General features: G+C 69.2%; 19 protein-coding genes. 17 read left to right on the forward strand and 2 right to left on the reverse strand.

Annotation, left to right across the window (positions count from 1 at the left end; all coding sequences use genetic code 11):
• Window positions 1–5 precede the first annotated feature (5 nt).
• The gene (locus AB0C75_RS31420; RefSeq protein WP_362895199.1) at window positions 6–698 is read left to right on the forward strand and encodes a demethylmenaquinone methyltransferase; all 693 of its coding nucleotides are present in this window, start codon (window positions 6–8) and stop codon (window positions 696–698) included.
• Window positions 699–743: 45 nt separating this feature from the next.
• Here the strand turns inward: AB0C75_RS31420 and AB0C75_RS31425 are convergent, their stop codons facing one another.
• Entirely contained in the window at window positions 744–1,262 is a 519-nt protein-coding gene (locus AB0C75_RS31425) for a GNAT family N-acetyltransferase (protein WP_362895201.1), read from the reverse strand.
• Between the two features lie 96 nt (window positions 1,263–1,358).
• Here AB0C75_RS31425 and AB0C75_RS31430 point away from each other — a divergent pair, with 96 nt between their 5' ends.
• Entirely contained in the window at window positions 1,359–2,642 is a 1,284-nt protein-coding gene (locus AB0C75_RS31430) for a geranylgeranyl reductase family protein (protein ID WP_362895203.1), read from the forward strand.
• A 55-nt stretch (window positions 2,643–2,697) separates the two neighbouring features.
• Window positions 2,698–4,209 (forward strand): polyprenol phosphomannose-dependent alpha 1,6 mannosyltransferase MptB, encoded by a 1,512-nt coding sequence (gene mptB, locus AB0C75_RS31435; protein ID WP_362895205.1) that lies wholly within the window; start codon window positions 2,698–2,700, stop codon window positions 4,207–4,209.
• A 55-nt stretch (window positions 4,210–4,264) separates the two neighbouring features.
• On the opposite strand, the gene AB0C75_RS31440 is transcribed toward mptB, so the two are convergent.
• Window positions 4,265–5,092 (reverse strand): C40 family peptidase, encoded by an 828-nt coding sequence (locus tag AB0C75_RS31440; RefSeq protein WP_362895207.1) that lies wholly within the window; start codon window positions 5,090–5,092, stop codon window positions 4,265–4,267.
• A gap of 776 nt (window positions 5,093–5,868) precedes the next feature.
• On the opposite strand from AB0C75_RS31440, the gene AB0C75_RS31445 reads away from it, so the two are divergent.
• The 14 genes from AB0C75_RS31445 to nuoN are packed head-to-tail and all read left to right on the forward strand — an operon-like array spanning window position 5,869 to window position 21,908.
• Window positions 5,869–6,228: an NADH-quinone oxidoreductase subunit A gene (locus AB0C75_RS31445; protein ID WP_003992243.1), complete on the forward strand. Its 360-nt coding sequence runs from the start codon at window positions 5,869–5,871 to the stop codon at window positions 6,226–6,228.
• An 18-nt stretch (window positions 6,229–6,246) separates the two neighbouring features.
• The gene (locus tag AB0C75_RS31450) at window positions 6,247–6,801 is read left to right on the forward strand and encodes an NADH-quinone oxidoreductase subunit B (protein WP_069171248.1); all 555 of its coding nucleotides are present in this window, start codon (window positions 6,247–6,249) and stop codon (window positions 6,799–6,801) included.
• Window positions 6,798–7,532, forward strand: coding sequence for an NADH-quinone oxidoreductase subunit C (locus tag AB0C75_RS31455; protein ID WP_362895209.1), 735 nt, complete (start codon window positions 6,798–6,800; stop codon window positions 7,530–7,532). The genes AB0C75_RS31450 and AB0C75_RS31455 overlap by 4 nt, the downstream gene beginning before the upstream one ends.
• The gene (locus AB0C75_RS31460; protein ID WP_362895211.1) at window positions 7,532–8,854 is read left to right on the forward strand and encodes an NADH-quinone oxidoreductase subunit D; all 1,323 of its coding nucleotides are present in this window, start codon (window positions 7,532–7,534) and stop codon (window positions 8,852–8,854) included. The genes AB0C75_RS31455 and AB0C75_RS31460 overlap by 1 nt, the downstream gene beginning before the upstream one ends.
• Window positions 8,855–8,883: 29 nt before the next feature.
• Window positions 8,884–9,708 (forward strand): NADH-quinone oxidoreductase subunit NuoE, encoded by an 825-nt coding sequence (gene nuoE, locus AB0C75_RS31465; RefSeq protein WP_362895262.1) that lies wholly within the window; start codon window positions 8,884–8,886, stop codon window positions 9,706–9,708.
• Complete coding sequence (nuoF, locus tag AB0C75_RS31470) at window positions 9,708–11,081, forward strand: NADH-quinone oxidoreductase subunit NuoF (RefSeq protein ID WP_362895213.1); 1,374 nt, start codon at window positions 9,708–9,710, stop codon at window positions 11,079–11,081. The genes nuoE and nuoF overlap by 1 nt, the downstream gene beginning before the upstream one ends.
• Window positions 11,078–13,585 carry an NADH-quinone oxidoreductase subunit G gene (locus tag AB0C75_RS31475; protein WP_362895215.1) on the forward strand — a complete coding sequence of 836 codons (2,508 nt, stop codon included), beginning with the start codon at window positions 11,078–11,080 and terminating at the stop codon, window positions 13,583–13,585. Before nuoF ends, AB0C75_RS31475 begins: the two co-directional genes overlap by 4 nt.
• Window positions 13,582–15,015, forward strand: coding sequence for an NADH-quinone oxidoreductase subunit NuoH (nuoH, locus tag AB0C75_RS31480; protein ID WP_362895217.1), 1,434 nt, complete (start codon window positions 13,582–13,584; stop codon window positions 15,013–15,015). Before AB0C75_RS31475 ends, nuoH begins: the two co-directional genes overlap by 4 nt.
• The gene (gene nuoI / locus AB0C75_RS31485; protein WP_362895219.1) at window positions 15,008–15,604 is read left to right on the forward strand and encodes an NADH-quinone oxidoreductase subunit NuoI; all 597 of its coding nucleotides are present in this window, start codon (window positions 15,008–15,010) and stop codon (window positions 15,602–15,604) included. The genes nuoH and nuoI overlap by 8 nt, the downstream gene beginning before the upstream one ends.
• Window positions 15,601–16,467: an NADH-quinone oxidoreductase subunit J gene (locus AB0C75_RS31490; RefSeq protein WP_362895221.1), complete on the forward strand. Its 867-nt coding sequence runs from the start codon at window positions 15,601–15,603 to the stop codon at window positions 16,465–16,467. The genes nuoI and AB0C75_RS31490 overlap by 4 nt, the downstream gene beginning before the upstream one ends.
• Complete coding sequence (nuoK, locus tag AB0C75_RS31495) at window positions 16,464–16,763, forward strand: NADH-quinone oxidoreductase subunit NuoK (protein ID WP_099173920.1); 300 nt, start codon at window positions 16,464–16,466, stop codon at window positions 16,761–16,763. The genes AB0C75_RS31490 and nuoK overlap by 4 nt, the downstream gene beginning before the upstream one ends.
• A 12-nt stretch (window positions 16,764–16,775) precedes the next feature.
• A complete protein-coding gene (gene nuoL, locus AB0C75_RS31500; protein WP_362895223.1) occupies window positions 16,776–18,671 on the forward strand; it encodes an NADH-quinone oxidoreductase subunit L in 1,896 nt (631 codons plus the stop codon).
• Between the two features lie 4 nt (window positions 18,672–18,675).
• On the forward strand, window positions 18,676–20,247 hold the full coding sequence (locus AB0C75_RS31505) for an NADH-quinone oxidoreductase subunit M (RefSeq protein WP_362895225.1): 1,572 nt from the start codon (window positions 18,676–18,678) through the stop codon (window positions 20,245–20,247).
• A complete protein-coding gene (gene nuoN / locus AB0C75_RS31510) occupies window positions 20,244–21,908 on the forward strand; it encodes an NADH-quinone oxidoreductase subunit NuoN (protein WP_362895227.1) in 1,665 nt (554 codons plus the stop codon). Before AB0C75_RS31505 ends, nuoN begins: the two co-directional genes overlap by 4 nt.
• Window positions 21,909–22,011: the final 103 nt, after the last annotated feature.

Consider the following 22,011-nt stretch of genomic DNA (forward strand, 5'->3'; position numbering starts at 1 on the left):
GGAGGGTGACCCGAGCTTCCCTGGACAAGCAGCCGCACGAAGTCGCCTCGATGTTCGACGACGTGGCGGCGAACTACGACCTCACCAACGACGTGCTGTCGCTCGGACAGGCGCGGCTCTGGCGCAAGGAGGTCGCCCGTGCCGTGGACGCCCGCCCAGCGCAGAAGATCCTCGACCTGGCGGCAGGCACGGCCACCTCGTCGCAGCCGTTCGCCCGGGCCGGCGCCTACGTGGTGCCCTGCGACTTCTCGATCGGGATGCTCCAGGTCGGCAAGGCGCGCCACCCGTGGATGCCGTTCACCGCCGGCGACGGCACCAGGCTGCCCTTCAAGGACGAGACCTTCGACGCGGTCACGATCTCCTTCGGGCTGCGCAACATCCAGGACACCGGCGCAGCGCTGAGCGAGCTGTACCGGGTCACCAAGCGGGGCGGACGCGTGGTGATCTGCGAGTTCTCCCAGCCGACGTGGACGCCCTTCAGGACCGTCTACACCGAGTACCTGATGCGCGCGCTGCCTCCGGTGGCGCGCGCGGTGTCGTCGAACCCCGACGCCTACGTCTACCTGGCCGAGTCGATCCGCGCCTGGCCCGACCAGGCCGGCCTGGCGACGCTGCTGCGGGAGGCCGGCTGGTCGAAGGTGGCCTGGCGCAACCTCACCGGTGGCGTGGTGGCGCTCCACCGAGGCGTGCGCGACTGAGGCCCCCGCCGGGCTCTCGAAGCTCCGGCGGGGGCCCTCCGGGCCTTAGAGCTCCAACCGGAAGCAGTACGCCTCCTGTTCCGACACCGGGGTCGTGTACGTCTCGGCCTGCCGCATGCCGAGACGTACGGCCACCGCCACCGAGCGGGCGTTCCGTGCGTTGATCATCGCCACGACCTCCCGCACCCCGAGTTCTTTCACCCGCTCCAGCGTGGCGCGCCCGGCGGCGGTCGCGTAACCGTGCCCCCACGCCGGCCGGCCCAGCCGCCAGCCGATCTCGATCTCGCCCACCGGGCCGAACGAGGCGTGCGGCCACGGCTGGGCGCCCGTGAAGCCGATGACCTGGCCGGCGTCGTCCAGCACCGTCCACAGGCAGTGGCCGAGTTCCGCGTCGTGCCGGCGCTGCCTCGCGGTCAACTCCTCGTACACGGAGTACTCCGCCGAGCGGCCGCCGTGGAATTCCATCACCTCCGGGTCGTCGAACACCCGGTACCAGGCCAGGGCGTCCTCGTCGGTCGGGACGCGCAGATGTACGGAGGGAGTCGTATCAGGCACACGCGGCATCGGGGAGCCCTTCGGGAGTCGATCAGCAGGCACCCATAGACTGCACGCGACATGTGCCGCGCGGCACGCGATTTCGAGTCTTCGGGAGATCCGACCGTGACCGAGCCCCTCTCCGAACAGAGCGCGGACGTGATCGTCGTCGGAGCGGGTCCAGCCGGCTCCACGACCGCGTACTACCTCGCCAAGGCCGGACTCGACGTCCTTCTCCTGGAGAAGACGGCCTTTCCCCGCGAGAAGGTCTGCGGCGACGGTCTCACCCCGCGTGCGACCAAGCAGCTCGTCTCCATGGGCATCGACATCTCCGAAGAGGCGGGCTGGCTCCGCAACAAGGGCCTGCGCATCATCGGCGGGGGCGTCCGCCTCCAGCTCGACTGGCCGGACCTCGCCTCCTACCCGGACTACGGTCTCGTCCGCAAGCGCGACGACTTCGACGAGCAGCTGGCCCGGCAGGCACAGAAGGCGGGCGCCCGGCTGTACGAGCGCTGCAACGTCGGCGAGCCGGTCAAGGACGAGCGCACCGGACGCATCACCGGCGTCCACGCCAAGCTCGGCGAGGAGAAGACCCCGGTCACCTTCCACGCCCCGCTCGTCGTCGCCGCCGACGGCAACTCCACCAGGCTCTCCCTCAACATGGGCCTGCACCGCCGCGAGGACCGCCCGATGGGCGTCGCGGTCCGTACGTACTTCACCTCGCCCCGCCACGACGACGACTACCTGGAGTCCTGGCTCGAGCTGTGGGACCGCCGCGGCGCCGAGGACCGTCTGCTGCCCGGCTACGGCTGGATCTTCGGCATGGGCGACGGCACGTCCAACGTCGGCCTCGGCATCCTCAACTCGTCGGCCGCCTTCAAGGAGCTCGACTGGCGCGAGGTGCTCAAGGCGTGGTGCGCCTCCATGCCGGAGGACTGGGGCTACACCCCGGAGAACATGACGATGCCGATCCGCGGCGCCGCGCTCCCGATGGCCTTCAACCGCCAGCCGCACTACACCAAGGGCCTGCTGCTCGTCGGTGACGCGGGCGGGCTCGTCAACCCGTTCAACGGCGAAGGCATCGCGTACGCCATGGAGTCGGGCCAGATCGCCGCGGACGTCATCGTCCAGGCGCACGCCCGCGCCACCCCGGCCCAGCGGGAACTGGCTCTGCAGCACTACCCGAAGGTCCTCAAGGACACCTACGGCGGCTACTACACGCTGGGCCGCGCCTTCGTGAAGATGATCGGGAACCCGAAGGTCATGAAGATCGCGACGCAGCGCGGTCTGACCCACCCCGTCCTGATGAAGTTCACGCTGAAGATGCTCGCCAACCTCACCGACCCGACGGGCGGCGACGCCATGGACCGCATCATCAACGGCCTCTCGAAGGTCGCCCCGAAGGCCTGACCGGGCCGCCCCGGCCCCCACCACGGCGGTACGCCCCCTGCGGTAGGTTCGGCCCATGGGGGCTACAGGGGCATGGACCACCGGCCGGTGCCGACGGCTGGGCGCGGCCGGATCGGGGGCGGTCGCGTTGGGCGGCTGGGCCGTCGGGACGCTGCCTGCCCACGATCCGTGGGGGCTTTGGGTGCCCCACGGGACGGCGGTGAACGCCGTGGGGTACGCCCTGGCGTACGTCGGCCTCACGGTGCTCGTCGTCGCCTGGTGGCTGCACGGCAGGGCGGGAGCGTCCGTACGCGCCACCCTTGTCACCCTCGCCTGGTGGGCGGCTCCGCTGGTTCTGGCGCCGCCGCTGTACAGCGCCGACGTCTACAGCTACATCGCGCAGGGGACGATGGTCCTCGAAGGACACGACGTCTACAGCGTGGGGCCGTCCGTCCTCGATCCCGGGGGACAGGGCGGCGACGCCGCGGCGAGCGTCGGGGGGCACTGGACCGACACCCCCGCACCGTACGGGCCGTTCTTCCTCGTCCTCGCGCGGTGCGTGGCCTGGGCGACGGGCGGCACGCTGGTGCCCGCGGTGCTGGGGATGCGTCTGACAGCCATCGGTGCGCTGGTGCTGATCGTGTGGGCCCTGCGGGGCCTCGCCCGGGAGCACGGCCGCAGCGAGAGTGCCGCGCTGTGGCTCGGGGCGCTGAATCCGCTGCTGCTCATCCATGTGGTCGGCGGCATCCACAACGACGGGCTGATGATCGGCCTGATGCTGGCCGGTGTGCTCCTCGCCCTGCGCGGGAGGTGGATCGCCGGGTCGGCGCTCGTCGGGCTCGCCGTGATGGTGAAGTCGCCCGCGGCGGTGGCGCTGCTGTTCATCGGCGTCGTGGTGGGCCGGGCGGCGCGCGGTCCTGCCGTACGGCGGGTGGCGAAGGGGCTGCTGGCGCCGGGGCTGGTCGCGGGGGCGGTCGCCGTCGGCATGACGTTCGTCGGCGGCACGGGCTTCGGCTGGTTCGGGACCCAGGGCGTCGCAGGGCGGATCCACACCGCCCTGTCCCTCAGCAGCGACCTCGGCCTGGGCCTGGGTGAGCTCCTGCGGCTGCTGGCCGGGACCGACCCGGAGCCGGTCAAGTCCGCTGTGCAGAACCTCGGTCTGCTGGTCGCCCTGGTGCTGATCGCCCGCCTCGCGTGGCAGGCGACGACCGGGCGTACGGAACCGGCGTACGCCCTGGGGCTCGCGCTGCTGGCCCTGGTCGTGCTCTCACCGATGGTGCAGCCGTGGTATCTGCTGTGGCCGACGGCGGTGCTCGCCGCCACCGCGGGCGGCGGCCGGGCGCTCAGCGCCGTGACGGTGCTGTCGGCCGCGCTCGTCTACGAGACCCAGCCGTCGGGGTCGACCCCCGCCTACGGCTTCGTGCTGGCCGCTCTCGCGTGCGCGGCGGGCGTGCTGCTCCTGCGCCGCGACCGTGGCGGACGGGGCCAACAGGGGCAGGGACAGGGGCAGGCGGAGGTGCCGGGTCAGCGACCGGCGCCGGAAGCCGCGGTATCCGCCGAGGAGTCGGACGCGCGCACGGCACGATGACGGGCCGTCATCGTGCCGTGCGGAGTGCGCGGTGCCGAGCTGTGGAGCTTGTGAATCAGAGAACGCGGACGGCACCCGACGGCGGGTCGTAGTCCAGGGACTTCTGCACGACGCCCGTGCTGGAGTTCTGCGCACCGACGAACTGGCCGCCGCCCACGTAGATCCCCACGTGGTACGCGCTGCCGGCACCGCCCCAGTACAGGATGTCGCCGGGCTGGAGGTTGTCGAGCGAGACCTGGGTCCCGGCGGTGGACTGGCTCTGCGACACACGGGGGAGCTCGACGCCCACCGTGCGGAAGGCGGCCTGGACCAGCCCGGAGCAGTCCCACGAGTTCGGGCCCGTGCCACCGGAGACGTACGCGTCGCCGACGTGGGACTGGGCGAACGCGATGACGGACGCGGCGGACCCGGTGGCGTTGGACGACACCGGTGCGGAGGCGGTGGAGGACGAGCCCGAGGATTCGGTGGAGGCGCTGAGCGTGGTGCGCTCGGCGGTGCGCGAGGCACGCTCTGCGGCCTCCGCCTTGGCCTTGGCGGCTGCTTCGGCCTTCTTCTTGGCCTCTGCCTTGCGGACCGCCTCGGCCTTGGCCTTCTTGGCGGTCTTGGCTGCGGTGGCTGCCGCGGCGTCCTCGTTCGCCTGCGTCTCGAGGTCGAGAGCGACCGCCTGGGTTGCCTGCGCGGACGCGGCGACGGAAGTGGAGAGCCCGGCCGTGATGGTGGGCATCTCGACAGTCCGGGTCACGGGCTCGGCCTGAGCCGGGCCCGCGGCACCTGCGACCGCGATGGTGCTGAGGACGCCACCGGCAACTCCTGCCCGCAGCGCCGTCTTCGAGGCGCTTTGGCGGGGCTTCCGGTGGCTGGGTATGTGAGCGGTGTGGGACATGGGTACTAGCGCTATCAGGGCCGCAGGGCTCCCTACAAGAAACGTGTGTTGCGACACAGTTACGTTCGGAATCTACGAATCCGCTTATTAGCGGCCTTTATTGACGCCCTAACGGGCAAATCGGGCAGTCGTATGCACGGCTGTGATCACGGCATTCTTGCAATACGTCCGAATTGCCCGTCGCTTACCATCCGTTCACACGGTTGGCCAAGCCCGCTTGTCTTGAAGCGTGCGTGGAGTGGCGCAGGTCACAGCATGACTCTCCCGTGAGGGGCAACCGCGCGGCCGTGCGTCGCGTGCGGGGCGAGGTCGGCCGGCGGTGCGCCCGCACGCGCCCCCGGGTGCCCGGAAGTTCGTGAATGCGTGCGCATTGTCCACATCGGTACCTTCGGACCCCTCGTCCGGGCGCCTGTCGCCCGCGGTCGCGCTCTATATCACCGGTCCTGTGTCCATCACCAATTTGCTTGTAAGGGCTGTCCATTGATAGAGCCATGCGCCTTTGACCAGCGGTAACGCCGCAAGATGTCACGTCTCGTAGCCGGACGGCCGCTTCGCGTACGAAGATCACCGCTCATCCGACTTCATGATCGTTCGTCAGGTGGTGGAGATCACAAAGACGTTGGTGCACCCCGTGTCGCAGATCACAGGACGGCGGGCATAGGATGCGGGGCAGTCGGGCTTGTGAACTGCCTCACATGGACGCGATCTTGGTGAGGTGGCGAGCCGGTCGCCCGATGCGGTCCAACGGTCAAGGACGACTGGAAGGAGCGAGGAGCGTGAATGCCTACGCGCCCATCCTCGTGCTCGGCGCCCTCGGGGCAGGGTTTGCGATCTTCTCCGTGGTCATGGCCACGCTTATCGGCCCGAAGCGGTACAACCGAGCAAAGCTCGAAGCGTACGAGTGCGGTATCGAACCCACCCCCACGCCAGCCGGAGGCGGCCGTTTCCCCATCAAGTACTACCTGACGGCGATGCTGTTCATCGTCTTCGACATCGAGATCGTCTTCCTCTATCCCTGGGCGGTCACCTTCGACGCCCTGGGGATCTTCGGGCTCGTGGAGATGCTGCTCTTCGTGCTCACCGTCTTCGTCGCCTACGCGTATGTGTGGCGTCGGGGCGGCCTGGAATGGGACTGAGGGGCTGAGGGGCACACCATGGGACTCGAAGAGAAGCTGCCGAGCGGCTTTGTGCTGACCACTGTCGAGCAGGCCGCCGGCTGGGTACGGAAGTCATCCGTCTTCCCGGCCACCTTCGGCCTCGCCTGCTGCGCCATCGAGATGATGACGACCGGCGCCGGGCGGTACGACCTGGCCCGTTTCGGGATGGAGGTCTTCCGCGGATCACCGCGGCAGGCGGATCTGATGATCGTCGCGGGGCGGGTCAGCCAGAAGATGGCGCCCGTCCTGAGGCAGGTCTACGACCAGATGCCGAGCCCCAAGTGGGTGATCTCCATGGGGGTTTGTGCGTCATCGGGTGGAATGTTCAACAATTACGCCATTGTTCAGGGTGTTGACCATATTGTTCCGGTCGACATCTATCTGCCGGGGTGCCCGCCGCGCCCCGAGATGCTGATCGACGCCATCCTCAAGCTCCACCAGAAGATCCAGGGCTCCAAGCTCGGGGTCAACGCGGAGGAGGCCGCCCGCGAGGCGGAGGAGGCAGCGCTCAACGCACTTCCCCTGATCGAGATGAAGGGGCTGCTGCGATGAGCGACGAGCGGAACACCGGCCACACCGGCGACGCCGCCGGCGGCCAGGTGCCCATCCCGCGCGACGACTCCGGTGAGGTCATCCGCGTACGCAAGGGCATGTTCGGCGCCAACAACGGCGGCGACACCTCCGGCTACGGCGGACTCGTCCGCACGGTGACGCGGCCCGGGGCGACCTCCCGGCCGTACGGCGGCTGGTTCGACGAGGTGGCCGACGAGCTGGAAGGCGCCCTGGAGGAACAGGACCTGCTCCCGGACAGCGCCATCGAGAAGACGGTCGTCGACCGGGACGAACTCACCTTCTTCGTCGCACGCGAGCACCTGGTCCAGGTCGCCCGCACCCTGCGCGACGACCCGGCCCTGCGCTTCGAGCTCTGTACGGGCGTCAGCGGTGTCCACTACCTGGAGGACAAGGGACGCGAGCTGCACGCGGTCTACCACCTGCGCTCGCTCACCCACGGGCGGCTGATCCGCCTGGAGGTGTCCGCCCCGGACAGCGACCCGCACATCCCGAGCCTCGTCGAGGTCTACCCGACCAACGACTGGCACGAGCGCGAGACCTACGACTTCTTCGGGCTGATCTTCGACGGGCACCCCGCCCTGACCCGGATCATGATGCCGGACGACTGGCAGGGCTTCCCGCAGCGCAAGGACTACCCGCTCGGCGGCATCTCCGTCGAGTACAAGGGCGCCCAGATCCCGGCTCCGGACCAGCGGAGGTCGTACAGCTGATGACCACTCCCCGAGCAACACCCCGCACCACGACCGAGGGGACTGTATATACAGTCACCGGCGGCGACTGGGACGAGGTCGTCGAGTCCGCCGCCAAGTCGGACGACGAGCGCATCATCGTGAACATGGGTCCCCAGCACCCGTCCACCCACGGCGTGCTGCGGCTGATCCTGGAGATCGACGGTGAGACCGTCACCGAGGCCCGCTGCGGCATCGGCTACCTCCACACCGGCATCGAGAAGAACCTCGAATTCCGCAACTGGACGCAGGGCACCACCTTCGTCACCCGCATGGACTATCTGACCCCGTTCTTCAACGAGGCGGCGTACTGCCTCGGGGTCGAGAAGCTCCTCGGTATCGAGGACCAGATCCCGGACCGGGCCACCGTCCTGCGTGTGCTCCTGATGGAGCTCAACCGGATCTCCTCGCACCTGGTGTGCATCGCCACCGGCGGCATGGAGCTCGGCGCCACGACGATCATGATCTACGGCTTCCGCGATCGTGAACTCGTTCTCGATCTCTTCGAGCTGATCACCGGCCTGCGGATGAACCACGCGTTCATCCGGCCCGGCGGCCTCGCCCAGGACCTGCCCGTGGGCGCGATCGACCGGCTCCGCGAATTCATCAAGACCATGAAGAAGAACCTGCCGGAGTACGACAAGCTCGCGACCGGCAACCCCATCTTCAAGGCCCGTATGCAGGACGTCGGCTATCTCGACCTGTCCGGCTGCATGGCGCTCGGCGCCACAGGGCCGGTCCTCAGGTCCGCCGGACTCCCGCACGACCTGCGCAAGACCGATCCGTACTGCGGCTACGAGACCTACGACTTCGACGTCCCCACCGCGGACACCTGCGACTCCTACGGACGCTTCCTCATCCGTCTGGAAGAGATGCGCCAGTCGCTCAGGATCGTCGAGCAGTGCCTGGAGCGGCTCGAACCGGGCCCGGTCATGGTCGCCGACAAGAAGATCGCCTGGCCCGCGCAGCTCGCGCTCGGGCCCGACGGACTCGGCAACTCCCTCGACCACATCAAGAACATCATGGGCACCTCCATGGAGGCCCTGATCCACCACTTCAAGCTGGTGACCGAGGGCTTCAAGGTCCCGGCCGGGCAGACGTACACGGCCATAGAGTCCCCCAAGGGTGAACTCGGCGTGCACGTCGTCTCGGACGGCGGCACGCGCCCCTTCCGGGTCCACTTCCGCGACCCGTCCTTCACCAATCTGCAGGCCATGGCGGCGATGTGCGAGGGCGGCCAGGTCGCCGACGTCATCGTCGCCGTCGCGTCCATCGACCCCGTGATGGGAGGCGTCGACCGGTGACCGCATCCAACCAAGAAGTCAGCCTGGGGATGCCGCAGCTCCCCGCCCCCGCCTACCCGGCCGAGGTGCTCGCCCGGCTCGAAGCGGACGCGAAGGAGGTGATCGCCCGCTACCCCGGCAGCCGTTCGGCTCTCCTGCCGCTGCTGCACCTGGTGCAGTCCGAGGAGGGATACGTCTCCCGTACGGGCATGGCCTTCTGCGCCGACCAGCTCGGCCTCACCACGGCCGAGGTCACCGCGGTCGCCACCTTCTACACGATGTACAGGCGCAAGCCGAGCGGCGACTACCAGGTCGGCGTCTGCACCAACACGCTCTGCGCCGTCATGGGTGGTGACGCCATCTTCGACCGGCTCAAGGAGCACCTGGGCGTCGGCGACGACGGGTCCGACATGACAACCGAGGACGGCAAGGTCACCCTCGAACACATCGAGTGCAACGCGGCCTGCGACTTCGCGCCCGTCGTGATGGTCAACTGGGAGTTCTTCGACAACCAGACGCCCCGGAGCGCGACACAGCTCGTCGACGACCTGATCGCGGGGCGCACCGTCGAACCCACCCGCGGCGCCCCCCTGTGCTCGTACAAGGAGACGGCCCGGATCCTGGCCGGCTTCCCCGACGAGCGCCCCGGCGCCGTCGAGGCCGGCGGCGGAGCGGGCGCGGCCTCGCTGGCCGGACTGAAGCTCGCCAAGGGCGAGGCGGGACCGGGGGCCCGTGTGGTCGGACAGCGCGGCGAGACACCCCGGGACGCACCGCAGAAGGGCGCCGAGCACCTCAGCTCGCACGACGCACCGCAGCAGACGTCGGCCTCCGACCCGGAGCACCCGGCCGGGCCGGCAGCCGAGGAGGGGGAGTGATGACCTTGGCCGCCGAGATCGACAAGAACGGGACAAGCCCGGAGAAGCTTCTGGCCCCGGTCCTCTCCGCCTTCTGGGACGAGCCCGAGCCCTGGACGCTGGACACCTACCGCCGCCACGACGGATACGAGGGACTGCGCAAGGCCCTCGCCATGGAGCCCGACGACCTCATCGCGTACGTCAAGGACTCCGGTCTGCGCGGACGCGGGGGCGCGGGCTTCCCCACCGGGATGAAGTGGCAGTTCATCCCGCAGGGTGACGGCAAGCCGCACTACCTCGTGGTCAACGCCGACGAGTCGGAGCCGGGGACCTGCAAGGACATCCCGCTCCTCTTCGCGAACCCCCACAGCCTCATCGAGGGCATCGTGATCGCCTGTTACGCGATCCGCTCCTCGCACGCCTTCATCTATCTGCGCGGCGAAGTCGTCCCCGTACTGCGGCGGCTGCACGAGGCGGTGCGTGAGGCGAAGGAGGCGGGCTACCTGGGGACGAACATCCTGGGTTCGGGGCTCGACCTCGAACTCACGGTGCACGCGGGTGCCGGTGCCTACATCTGCGGTGAGGAGACCGCCCTGCTCGACTCGCTCGAAGGACGGCGTGGCCAGCCCCGGCTTCGCCCTCCCTTCCCCGCGGTCGCCGGTCTGTACGCCTGCCCCACCGTGGTGAACAACGTCGAGTCCATCGCCTCGGTTCCCGCGATCCTGAACAGGGGCAAGGACTGGTTCAAATCGATGGGCAGCGAGAAGTCCCCTGGCTTCACGCTGTACTCGCTCAGCGGGCACGTCACCAGCCCCGGCCAGTACGAGGCCCCGCTCGGCATCACCCTGCGCCAGCTGCTCGACATGAGCGGCGGAATCCGGGCCGGGCACCGCCTGAAGTTCTGGACACCGGGCGGTTCCTCCACCCCGATGTTCACCGACGAGCACCTCGACGTCCCCCTGGACTACGAGGGCGTCGGCGCCGCCGGCTCCATGCTCGGTACCAAGGCGCTCCAGTGCTTCGACGAGACCACCTGTGTGGTGCGCGCCGTCACCCGCTGGACCGAGTTCTACGCTCATGAGTCCTGCGGCAAGTGCACGCCCTGCCGCGAAGGGACCTACTGGCTGGTCCAGTTGCTCCGCGACATCGAGGCCGGCAAGGGCGAGATGGCGGACCTCGACAAGCTCAACGACATCGCCGACAACATAAACGGCAAGTCCTTCTGCGCCCTCGGCGACGGCGCGGCCTCGCCGATCTTCTCCTCCCTGAAGTACTTCCGTGAGGAGTACGAGCAGCACATCACCGGCAAGGGCTGCCCCTTCGATCCGGCCAGGTCGACCCTCTGGGCCGACGACGAGGACGACAAGAACGCTCACCGGGGGGTGAACGCATGACAGTCACGACGAGTGCGCCCTCCGGGGGCGGCGAGGCGGCCGTTCCGCCCGAGGACCTGGTCACGCTGACCATCGACGGCATCGAGATCAGCGTCCCCAAGGGGACCCTGGTCATCCGGGCCGCCGAACTCCTCGGCATCGAGATTCCGCGCTTCTGCGACCATCCGCTCCTCGACCCGGCCGGCGCCTGCCGGCAGTGCATCGTCGAGGTCGAGGGCCAGCGCAAGCCGATGGCCTCCTGCACCATCACCTGCACCGACGGCATGGTCGTGAAGTCGCAGATCACCTCGCCCGTCGCGGAGAAGGCCCAGAAGGGGGTGATGGAGCTTCTGCTCATCAACCACCCGCTGGACTGCCCGGTCTGCGACAAGGGCGGTGAGTGCCCCCTGCAGAACCAGGCCATGTCGCACGGCGGCGCCGACTCCCGCTTCGACGGGAAGAAGCGCACCTTCGAGAAGCCCGTGCCCATCTCCACCCAGGTGCTGCTGGACCGTGAGCGGTGCGTGCTCTGCGCACGCTGCACCCGGTTCTCCAACCAGGTGGCGGGCGACCCGATGATCGAGCTGATCGAGCGCGGCGCGCTCCAGCAGGTCGGTACCGGTGAGGGCGACCCCTTCGAGTCGTACTTCTCCGGCAACACCATCCAGATCTGCCCGGTCGGGGCGCTGACCTCGTCGGCGTACCGCTTCCGTTCCCGGCCCTTCGACCTGGTGTCGACGCCCTCGGTGTGCGAGCACTGCGCCGGCGGCTGCGCGACCAGGACCGACCACCGGCGCGGCAAGGTGATGCGGCGGCTCGCCGCCAACGAGCCCGAGGTCAACGAGGAGTGGCTCTGCGACAAGGGTCGCTTCGGCTTCCGCTACGCCCAGCAGCGCGACCGGCTCACCACTCCGCTCGTACGCAACGCGGAGGGTGTGCTGGAGCCGGCGAGCTGGCCGGAGGCGCTGGAAGCCGCGGCGGCCGGTCTCTCGGGGGCGCGCGGCAGGACCGGGGTGCTCACCGGCGGCCGGCTGACCGTCGAGGACGCCTACGCGTACAGCAAGTTCGCCCGGGTCGCCCTCGACACCAACGACATCGACTTCCGGGCCAGGGTCCACAGCGGTGAGGAGGCCGACTTCCTCGCCGCACGGGTGGCCGGGCGCGGCCGTGACCTGGACGGCAGCGGGGTCACCTACAGCGTGCTGGAGAAGGCGCCGGCGGTTCTGCTGGCCGGCTTCGAGTCCGAGGAGGAGGCGCCCGGCGTCTTCCTGCGGCTCCGCAAGGCCTTCCGTAAGCACGGGCAGCGGACGTTCGCGCTCGCCTCGCACACCAGCCGGGGCCTGGAGAAGGCGGGCGGCACCCTGCTCCCCGCCGCACCGGGTACCGAGACCGCGTGGCTGGACGCACTCGCGGGCGGAGTCGGTCTGGAGACCGAAGGCACGGTGGCGGCCGAGGCGCTGCGCGGCGATGGCGCCGTGATCGTGGTGGGCGAGCGGCTCGCCGCGGTGCCGGGCGGACTGACCGCCGCGCTGCGCACCGCCACGGCGACCGGCGCCGCACTGGTGTGGATCCCGCGCAGGGCCGGCGAGCGCGGCGCGCTGGAGGCGGGCGCGATCCCGTCGCTGCTGCCCGGCGGCCGTCCCGCGACGGACCCGCGGGCCCGTCAGGAGGTGGCTTCCCTGTGGGGCGTCGCCGAGCTCCCCGCCCGCTTCGGCCGTGACACCGGCCAGATCGTGGAGGCCGCAGCCACCGGCGAACTGGCCGCGCTGCTGGTCGCGGGGGTCGACCCCGAGGACCTGCCGGACCCGGCGGGGGCGCTGCGGGCGCTGGACGAGGTCGGCTTCCTGGTCTCGCTCGAGCTGCGGCCCGGCGCGGTTACGGACCGCGCCGACGTGGTCCTTCCCGTCGCGGCCGTCGCGGAGAAGTCCGGCACCTTCCTCAACTGGGAGGGCAGGGCGCGGATGTTCGAGGCCGCGCTGAAGCCCGAGCAGCTGCCGAGGACGCTCTGCCCGACCGACGCGCGGGTGCTGCACATGCTGGCCGACGCCCTCGACGTACACCTGGGCCTGCCCGATCTGAAGGCGGCCAGGGGCGAGCTCGACCGCCTCGGTGGCCGGGAGGACGGGTTCGCCGACGACCCGCGGGTGACGTCCAGCCCGGTGCCCAGGGCCGGTGACGGCGAGGCGGTCCTCGCGGGCCACCGGATGCTGCTCGACCGGGGCCGGCTCCAGGAGGGCGACGAGGCGCTGGCCGGGACCCGGCACGCGGCCGTCGCCCGGCTCTCCCCGGCCACCGCGGCCGAGTCCGGAGTGAAGGACGGCGATCTGCTGGCCGTCACCGGCCCCGCCGGCACCACCGAACTCCCGCTGACGGTGACCGAGATGCCGGACCGGGTGGTGTGGGTGCCGCTCAACTCCGTCGGCCGGGGCGTTCCCGCCGACACCGGCGCCCAGCCGGGCGGACTGGTCCGGATCGGCCCGGCCGCGCCGGGCTCGCACGTCGTGACAACGGAGGTAGGAGAGTGACCGGCCTCGCCCAACTCGCCGCGGCACCGCAGGGCACCGTCCTGGCCGCCGAGGACCTCTCGATGTTCGGTACGGACCCGTGGTGGCTCGTCGTCGTCAAGGCGGTGTTCTGCTTCGCGTTCCTGATGGTGACCGTGCTGTTCGCCATCGTGTGGGAACGCAAGGTCGTCGCCTGGATGCAGCTGCGCGTCGGCCCGAACCGGCACGGCCCCTGGGGTCTGCTCCAGTCCCTCGCCGACGGCATCAAGCTGATGCTCAAGGAAGACGTCGTCGTCAAGCGGGCCGACAAGGTCGTGTACATCCTGGCCCCGGTCGTGGCCGCAGCACCGGCGTTCATGGCGATCGCGGTGATCCCGTTCGGCCCTGCGGGCAACGAGGTCTCGATCTTCGGCCACCGTACGACGATGCAGCTGACCGACCTGCCGATCGCGATGCTGTACATCCTCGCGGTCGCCTCCGTCGGGATCTACGGCATCGTGCTGGCCGGCTGGTCCTCCGGGTCGACGTACCCGCTGCTCGGCGGTCTGCGCTCCTGCGCCCAGATGATCAGCTACGAGATCGCGATGGGCGCCGCGTTCGCCTCGGTCTTCCTCTACTCGGGCTCGATGTCGACGTCGGAGATCGTGGCGGCGCAGGAGGACCGCTGGTTCATCCTCCTGCTGCCGGTCTCCTTCATCATCTACGTCATCACGATGGTCGGTGAGACCAACCGTGCACCGTTCGACATGCCGGAGTCCGAGGGCGACCTGGTCGGCGGCTTCAACACCGAGTACTCCTCGATCAAGTTCGCGATGTTCATGCTCGCCGAGTACGTCAACATGGTCACGGTCTCCGCGGTCTCCGCGACCCTCTTCCTGGGCGGCTGGCGGGCTCCGTACCCGATCAGCACCTTCTGGGAGGGCGCGAACCACGGCTGGTGGCCGATGCTCTGGTTCGTCATCAAGGTGCAGCTGCTCCTGTTCTTCTTCATCTGGCTGCGCGGCACCCTGCCCCGCGTCCGCTACGACCAGCTGATGAAGCTCGGCTGGAAGGTCCTGATCCCGGTCTCCGTGGTCTGGCTGATGCTGGTCGCCACCGTCAGGGCGCTGAACAACGAGGGCTACGACTACTCGAAGATCCTTCTGTACGTCGCAGGGGCCGTGATCGCGGTCCTGCTGATCTCCTTCGTCGTCGACATCTTCCGCGACCGGCAGGCCAAGGCAGCGGAGGAGGCGGCCGGTCCTGAGCCGGCGTTCGACCCGATGGCCGGCGGCTATCCCGTGCCACCACTGCCCGGGCAGTCCCTGCCACCGGTGCCGCGACGGCGCCCGCGACGGGAACGGGAGCTCGTTGTCAGTGGCGGGCCGGATACTCAGAGTGACGACCATGTGGGTGCCGGAAGTTCGAGTGCCGGAAGTTCGAGTGACGGAAGGGAGGCTGACGGTGTCTGAGTCATCAGAACCCTCAGGGGAGAAGTTCCAGAATCCTGTGGCCGGCTTCGGCGTGACCTTCAAGGCCATGTTCAAGAAGCGGCTCACCGAGCAGTACCCGGAAACGCAGAAGGTGACAGCGCCGCGCTTCCACGGCCGGCACCAGCTCAACCGCCACCCGGACGGGCTGGAGAAGTGCATCGGCTGCGAGCTGTGCGCCTGGGCGTGTCCCGCGGACGCGATCTATGTGGAGGGCGCGGACAACACCGAGGAGGAGCGCTACTCCCCGGGAGAGCGTTACGGCCGCGTCTACCAGATCAACTACGCGCGCTGCATCCTGTGCGGGCTCTGCATCGAGGCGTGCCCCACCAGGGCACTGACCATGACCAATGAATTCGAGCTCGCCAACACCACCCGCGAGAGCCTCATCTACACCAAGGACGAGCTGCTCGCGGGGCTCGAGGAGGGCATGGTCGACAGCCCGCACGCGATCTTCCCCGGCATGGACGAACAGGACTACTACCGCGGTGTGGTGACCGAGGCGGCACCCGGCGCCGAGCGCCAGGTCGCCGTGTCCAAGGGTGAATCGGACCAGGGGGTGGAGGCGTGAGCGCCACCCTGGCCGCAGCGGCCACCTCGACCGGCGAGGCCGTCCAGTTCTGGATCCTCGGCACCGTCGCGGTCATCGGTGCCCTCTCCACCGTCCTGGTGAAGAGGGCGGTGCACAGCGCGCTGTCGCTCGCCGGCACCATGATCGTGCTGGCGGTCTTCTACCTCGCCAACGGCGCCTACTTCCTGGGCATCGTCCAGATCGTCGTCTACACCGGCGCGATCATGATGCTGTTCCTCTTCGTGGTCATGCTCGTCGGCGTCACGGCGGCGGACTCGCTCAAGGAGACGCTCAAGGGCCAGCGCTGGCTGGCCGCCGCCTGCGGACTCGGGTTCGGCATCCTCCTGATCGCCGGCATCGGGCAGGCGTCGCTGAAGAGCTTCAACGGCCTGGGAGCGGCGAACACCCGGCACGGCGGAAACGTCGAGGGCCTCGCCAACCTCATCTTCACCAAGTACGTCTTCGCGTTCGAGATCACCGGTGCACTGCTGATCACGGCGACCGTCGGCGCGATGCTGCTCACGCACCGCGAGCGCACCGAGCGGCCCAGGACACAGCGGGAGCTCTCCCAGGAGCGGGTGCGCAGCAGCCATGTGCCGCCGCTGCCGGCCCCGGGGGTCTACGCCCGGCACAACGCCGTGGACATCGCGGGACTGCTCCCGGACGGCACCCCGTCCGAGCTCACCGTCATGCAGACGCTGCGCCGGCGCGGCCAGATCCGCGATGTGTCCGACGAGTCGCTCGCCGATCTCAAGGCGCTGGAACAGCGCTCGGGGGAGCGGCTCGGCCGTGACCGCACACCGGCTCCCGACCGCGGACCATCCCGTGACCAGGCGGAAGAAGAGGAGGAGGTCGCCAAGTGAATCCCGTCAACTACCTCTACCTCGCGGCCCTTTTGTTCACGATCGGCGCCTCCGGCGTGCTGATCAGGCGGAACGCGATCGTGGTGTTCATGTGCATCGAGCTGATGCTCAACGCCTGCAACCTCACGCTCGTCGCGTTCTCCCGGATGCACGGCAACCTCGACGGCCAGATCATCGCGTTCTTCACGATGGTCGTCGCCGCCGCCGAGGTCGTCATCGGGCTCGCGATCATCGTGTCGCTCTTCCGCTCCCGCCACTCGGCCTCGGTCGACGACGCCAGCCTGATGAAGCTGTAAGGGGTCGGAATCGTGGAAAACCTGATTGCGCTGCTGGTCGCGGCGCCCCTGCTCGGAGCGGCGGTCCTGCTCTGCGGCGGCCGTCGGCTCGACCGGGCCGGCCACTGGATCGGCACGGCGCTCGCCGCCGCGTCGTTCGTCGTCGGTGTCGTGCTGTTCACCGACATGCTGGGCAAGGGCGCCGAGGACCGCGCCCTGCACCAGAAGCTGTTCAGCTGGATCCCCGTCGAGGGGTTCCAGGCCGATGTGGCCTTCCAGCTCGACCAGTTGTCGATGACGTTCGTCCTGCTGATCACGGGTGTGGGCACGCTGATCCACATCTACTCCATCGGCTACATGGAGCACGACGAGCGCCGACGCCGGTTCTTCGGCTATCTGAATCTGTTCCTCGCGGCGATGCTCATCCTGGTCATCGCCGACAACTACCTCCTGCTGTACGTCGGGTGGGAGGGCGTCGGTCTGGCGTCGTACCTGCTCATCGGCTTCTGGCAGCACAAGCCCAGCGCGGCCACCGCCGCGAAGAAGGCCTTCCTGGTCAACCGGGTCGGCGACATGGGCCTGTCCATCGCGATCATGCTGATGTTCACCACCTTCGGGACGTTCGCCTTCGGGCCGGTCCTCGAAGCGACCGGGGACACCGGCCAGGGCAAGCTCACCGCGATCGGCCTGATGCTGCTCCTCGCCGCCTGCGGCAAGTCGGCCCAGGTGCCGTTGCAGTCCTGGCTCGGTGACGCGATGGAGGGCCCGACCCCGGTCTCGGCCCTCATCCACGCCGCCACGATGGTGACCGCGGGCGTCTATCTGATCGTCCGCTCCGGCGCCATCTTCAACGCGGCGCCGGACGCCCAGCTGGTCGTCGTGGTCGTCGGCGCCGTCACGCTTCTCTTCGGTGCGATCGTCGGTTGCGCGAAGGACGACATCAAGAAGGCCCTCGCCGGGTCGACGATGTCGCAGATCGGCTACATGATCCTCGCCGCGGGCCTCGGCCCCATCGGCTACGTCTTCGCGATCATGCACCTGGTGACGCACGGCTTCTTCAAGGCCGGGCTCTTCCTCGGGGCCGGTTCGGTCATGCACGGCATGAACGACGAGGTGGACATGCGGAAGTACGGCGGTCTGCGGAAGTTCATGCCGGTCACCTTCGTCACCTTCGGCCTCGGCTATCTCGCGATCATCGGCTTCCCGGGTCTGTCCGGCTTCTTCTCCAAGGACAAGATCATCGAGGCGGCCTTCGCCAAGGGCGGCACCGAGGGCTGGATCCTCGGCGCGGTCACCCTGCTGGGCGCCGCGATCACCGCGTTCTACATGACGCGCGTGATGCTGCTGACGTTCTTCGGCGAGAAGCGCTGGCAGCCGGACGCGGAGGGCCACGAACCGCACCCGCACGAGTCACCGAAGTCCATGACGGTCCCGATGATCGTGCTGGCCTTCGGGTCGGTCTTCGCCGGAGGCTTCTTCTCCATCGGCGACCGGTTCATGCACTGGCTGGAGCCCGTCACAGGACACGACCACGGACACGCCCCGGTCAGCGCGACCACCGTCACCGCCGCCACCATGGTGGTGCTGGTCATCGGTGTCGCCATCGCCTGGGCGATGTACGGGCGCAGGCCCGTCCCCGCCGTCGCCCCGCGCGGCTCCCTGCTCACCAGGGCGGCCCGCCGGGATCTCCTCCAGGACGACTTCAACCATGTGGTCCTGGTGCGCGGCGGCGAACACCTCACCCGCTCCCTGGTCTACCTCGACCACACCCTGGTCGACGGTGTCGTCAACGGCACGGCCGCCTCGATGGGCGGGCTCTCCGGCCGGCTGCGCAAGCTGCAGAACGGCTACGCCCGCTCCTACGCGGTCTCGATGTTCGGCGGTGCGGCGGTCCTCATCGCCGCGACCCTGCTGATGAGGGCGGTCTGATCCCATGTCCTTTCCCCTCCTGACAGTGACGGCGGCGCTTCCGGCGGTCGGCGCGATCGCCACCGCCGCCGTCCCGGCCGCCCGGCGCACCGCGGCCAAGTGGCTCGCCCTGGTCGTCTCGCTGGCCACGCTCGTCCTGGCCGGCATCGTGTTCGCCCGCTTCGAACCGGGCGGCGAGCGCTACCAGATCACCGAGTCGCACGCCTGGATCAAGGACTTCGGCGTCCGTTACGAACTGGGCGTCGACGGCATCGGGGTGGCGCTCCTCGCGCTCACCGCGCTGCTGATCCCCTTCGTCATCCTGGCCGGCTGGCACGACGCCGATCCCCTGGAAACACACTCCAGTCGCTGGCGCCCCACCCAGGGCTTCTTCGCCCTGATCCTGATGGTGGAAGCGATGGTGATCCTGTCCTTCGTGGCCACCGACGTCTTCCTCTTCTACATCCTCTTCGAAGCCATGCTCATCCCGATGTACTTCCTCATCGGCGGCTTCGGGGACCGGGCGCACTCGGGGAGCGACGAGAACGCCGCGGCGCAACGCAGCTACGCGGCCGTGAAGTTCCTCCTCTACAACCTGGCCGGCGGCCTCATCATGCTGGCCGCCGTCATCGGGCTCTACGTCGTCGCGGGGAGCTTCTCGCTCTCCGAGATCGCCGAGGCCCGCGCCAACGGATCGCTGAACATGGCGACCTCCACCGAGCGGTGGCTGTTCCTCGGGTTCTTCTTCGCCTTCGCGGTGAAGGCCCCGCTGTGGCCGCTGCACACCTGGCTGCCCAACGCCATGGGGGAGGCGACCACCCCGGTGGCCGTCCTGATCACCGCGGTCGTCGACAAGGTCGGCACCTTCGCGATGCTCCGCTTCTGCCTCCAGCTGTTCCCGGAGGCCAGCAAGTGGGCCACGCCGGTGATCCTCGTCCTGGCGCTGATCTCCATCGTCTACGGCGCCCTGCTCGCCGTGGGCCAGCGGGACATCAAGCGGCTCATCGCCTACGCGTCGATCTCGCACTTCGGCTTCATCGTGCTCGGCATCTTCGCGATGACCAGCCAGGGCCAGTCCGGTGCCACGCTCTACATGGTCAACCACGGGATCTCGACGGCCGCGCTGATGCTCGTCGCCGGATTCCTGATCACCCGGCGGGGGTCGCGGCTCATCTCCGACTACGGCGGGGTGCAGAAGGTGGCTCCCATCCTGGCGGGAACCTTCCTCGTCGGCGGTCTGGCCACCCTGTCGCTGCCCGGACTCGCCCCGTTCGTGAGTGAGTTCCTGGTCCTGGTCGGCGCGTTCAGCGCGTATCCGGTGGTCGGCGTCATCGCCACCGTCGGCATCGTGCTCGCCGCGCTGTACGTCCTCGTCCTCTACCAGCGGACGATGACGGGACCGGTCAGGGAGGGGGTCGGGGGCATGCCCGACCTCAAGGTCCGTGAGCTGGCGGTGGCCCTGCCGCTGATCGCCCTGCTGATCTTCCTGGGTGTCTTCCCGAAGCCGCTCACCGAGGTCGTCAACCCGGCGGTCCAGCACACCATGCACGACGTACAGAAGAAGGACCCCCAGCCCGAGGTGGAGGCCGCCAAGTGAGCGCAACAGCTGTCCACAGCCTGTGGACGACGGCGGGCGGGGTGACTTCGGCTGCCCCGGGCGACAAGATCACCGCACCGACCATCGAGTACGCCCAGCTGGCACCCGTCATGATCGTGGTCGGTGCCGCCGTCATCGGGGTCCTGGTGGAGGCCTTCGTCCCGCGACGGGCGCGCTACACCACCCAGGTGTTCCTGACGATCGTCGCCATCGCCGCCGCGTTCGCCGCGGTGGTGGGGCTCGCGGCCGACGGATACGCCACGAAGAACGCGCACATCGCCGCGATGGGCGCCGTCGCCGTCGACGGACCCGCCCTGTTCCTCCAGGGCACCATCCTGCTGGTCTCGATGGTCTCCGTGTTCACGTTCGCCGAGCGGCGCCTGGACCCGGCAGCCCACGGCAACCGCGTGGACTCCTTCGCCGCCCAGGCCGGTTCGGTGCCCGGCAGCGACGGGGAGAAGGCCGCGGTCAAGGCAGGTTTCACCACGACCGAGGTCTTCCCGCTGGCCCTGTTCGCCGTGGCGGGCATGCTGGTCTTCCCGGCGGCCAACGACCTCCTGACGCTCTTCGTGGCGCTCGAGGTCTTCTCGCTCCCGCTCTACCTCCTGTGTGCCGTCGCCCGCCGGAAGCGGCTCATGTCACAGGAAGCCGCCGTGAAGTACTTCCTGCTCGGCGCCTTCTCCTCGGCCTTCCTGCTCTTCGGGATCGCCCTGCTCTACGGATACGCGGGCACCGTCTCCTACGCGGGCATCGCGAACGTCGTCGACGGCACCGTCCAGAACATCGACCCGGCGCTCGCCGACACCATGGGCAACGACGCGCTGCTGCTGATCGGCGGCGCCATGATCCTCATGGGCCTGCTCTTCAAGGTCGGCGCGGTCCCGTTCCACATGTGGACCCCGGACGTCTACCAAGGGGCCCCGACCCCGGTCACCGGCTTCATGGCCGCCGCCACGAAGGTCGCCGCGTTCGGCGCGCTGCTGCGCCTGCTGTACGTGGTGCTGCCCGGCCTCACCTGGGACCTGCGTCCCGTCATGTGGGCCGTCGCGATCGTCACGATGCTGGGCGGGGCGATCGTCGCGATCACCCAGACCGACATCAAGCGGCTCCTGGCCTACTCCTCGATCGCCCACGCGGGGTTCATCCTCGCCGGTGTCATCGCGGCCAGCCCGGAGGGTGTCTCCTCGGTCCTCTTCTACCTCGGGGTGTACTCCTTCGTGACCGTCGGCGCCTTCGCCGTCGTCACCCTGGTGCGGGACGCGGGCGGCGAGGCGACGCACCTGTCGAAGTGGGCCGGACTCGGCCGGCGCTCACCGCTGACGGCTGCGGTCTTCGCCGTGTTCCTGCTGTCCTTCGCCGGTATCCCGCTCACCTCGGGCTTCTCCGGCAAGTTCGCCGTCTTCAAGGCGGCGGCGGACGGCGGTGCGGGCGGTCTCGTCGTGGTCGGTGTGATCTCGTCGGCCATCGCCGCGTTCTTCTACATCCGGGTCATCGTCCTGATGTTCTTCAGCGAGCCGAAGGCGGACGGCCCCACGGTCGCCGTCCCGTCCCCGCTGACGATGACCACGATCGGCGTCGGGGTCGCCGTGACCCTGGTGCTGGGCCTCGCCCCGCAGTACTTCCTCGACCTGGCGAGCCAGGCTGGTGTGTTCGTGCGGTAGCGGGAAAAGCACGCAGCGACGCCGGACGGGCCTTGGAAAGTCAAGCCCGGCCGGCGTTGTCGTAGGCGGCGCCTATGGTTGCCGGTGACGGGTGAAGCGGGTG

Source organism: Streptomyces sp. NPDC048565 (assembly GCF_040650935.1).
Classification (GTDB): domain Bacteria; phylum Actinomycetota; class Actinomycetes; order Streptomycetales; family Streptomycetaceae; genus Streptomyces.

Bases quoted from the DNA above. Each gene is read 5' to 3' on its own strand.
- AB0C75_RS31425 (WP_362895201.1), bottom strand. From the start codon at position 1,262: ATGCCGCGTGTGCCTGATACGACTCCCTCCGTACATCTGCGCGTCCCG.
- mptB (WP_362895205.1), top strand. From the start codon at position 2,698: ATGGGGGCTACAGGGGCATGGACCACCGGCCGGTGCCGACGGCTGGGC.
- AB0C75_RS31440 (WP_362895207.1), bottom strand. From the start codon at position 5,092: ATGTCCCACACCGCTCACATACCCAGCCACCGGAAGCCCCGCCAAAGC.
- AB0C75_RS31450 (WP_069171248.1), top strand. From the start codon at position 6,247: ATGGGACTCGAAGAGAAGCTGCCGAGCGGCTTTGTGCTGACCACTGTC.
- AB0C75_RS31455 (WP_362895209.1), top strand. From the start codon at position 6,798: ATGAGCGACGAGCGGAACACCGGCCACACCGGCGACGCCGCCGGCGGC.
- AB0C75_RS31460 (WP_362895211.1), top strand. From the start codon at position 7,532: ATGACCACTCCCCGAGCAACACCCCGCACCACGACCGAGGGGACTGTA.
- nuoE (WP_362895262.1), top strand. From the start codon at position 8,884: ATGCCGCAGCTCCCCGCCCCCGCCTACCCGGCCGAGGTGCTCGCCCGG.
- nuoF (WP_362895213.1), top strand. From the start codon at position 9,708: ATGACCTTGGCCGCCGAGATCGACAAGAACGGGACAAGCCCGGAGAAG.
- AB0C75_RS31475 (WP_362895215.1), top strand. From the start codon at position 11,078: ATGACAGTCACGACGAGTGCGCCCTCCGGGGGCGGCGAGGCGGCCGTT.
- AB0C75_RS31505 (WP_362895225.1), top strand. From the start codon at position 18,676: ATGTCCTTTCCCCTCCTGACAGTGACGGCGGCGCTTCCGGCGGTCGGC.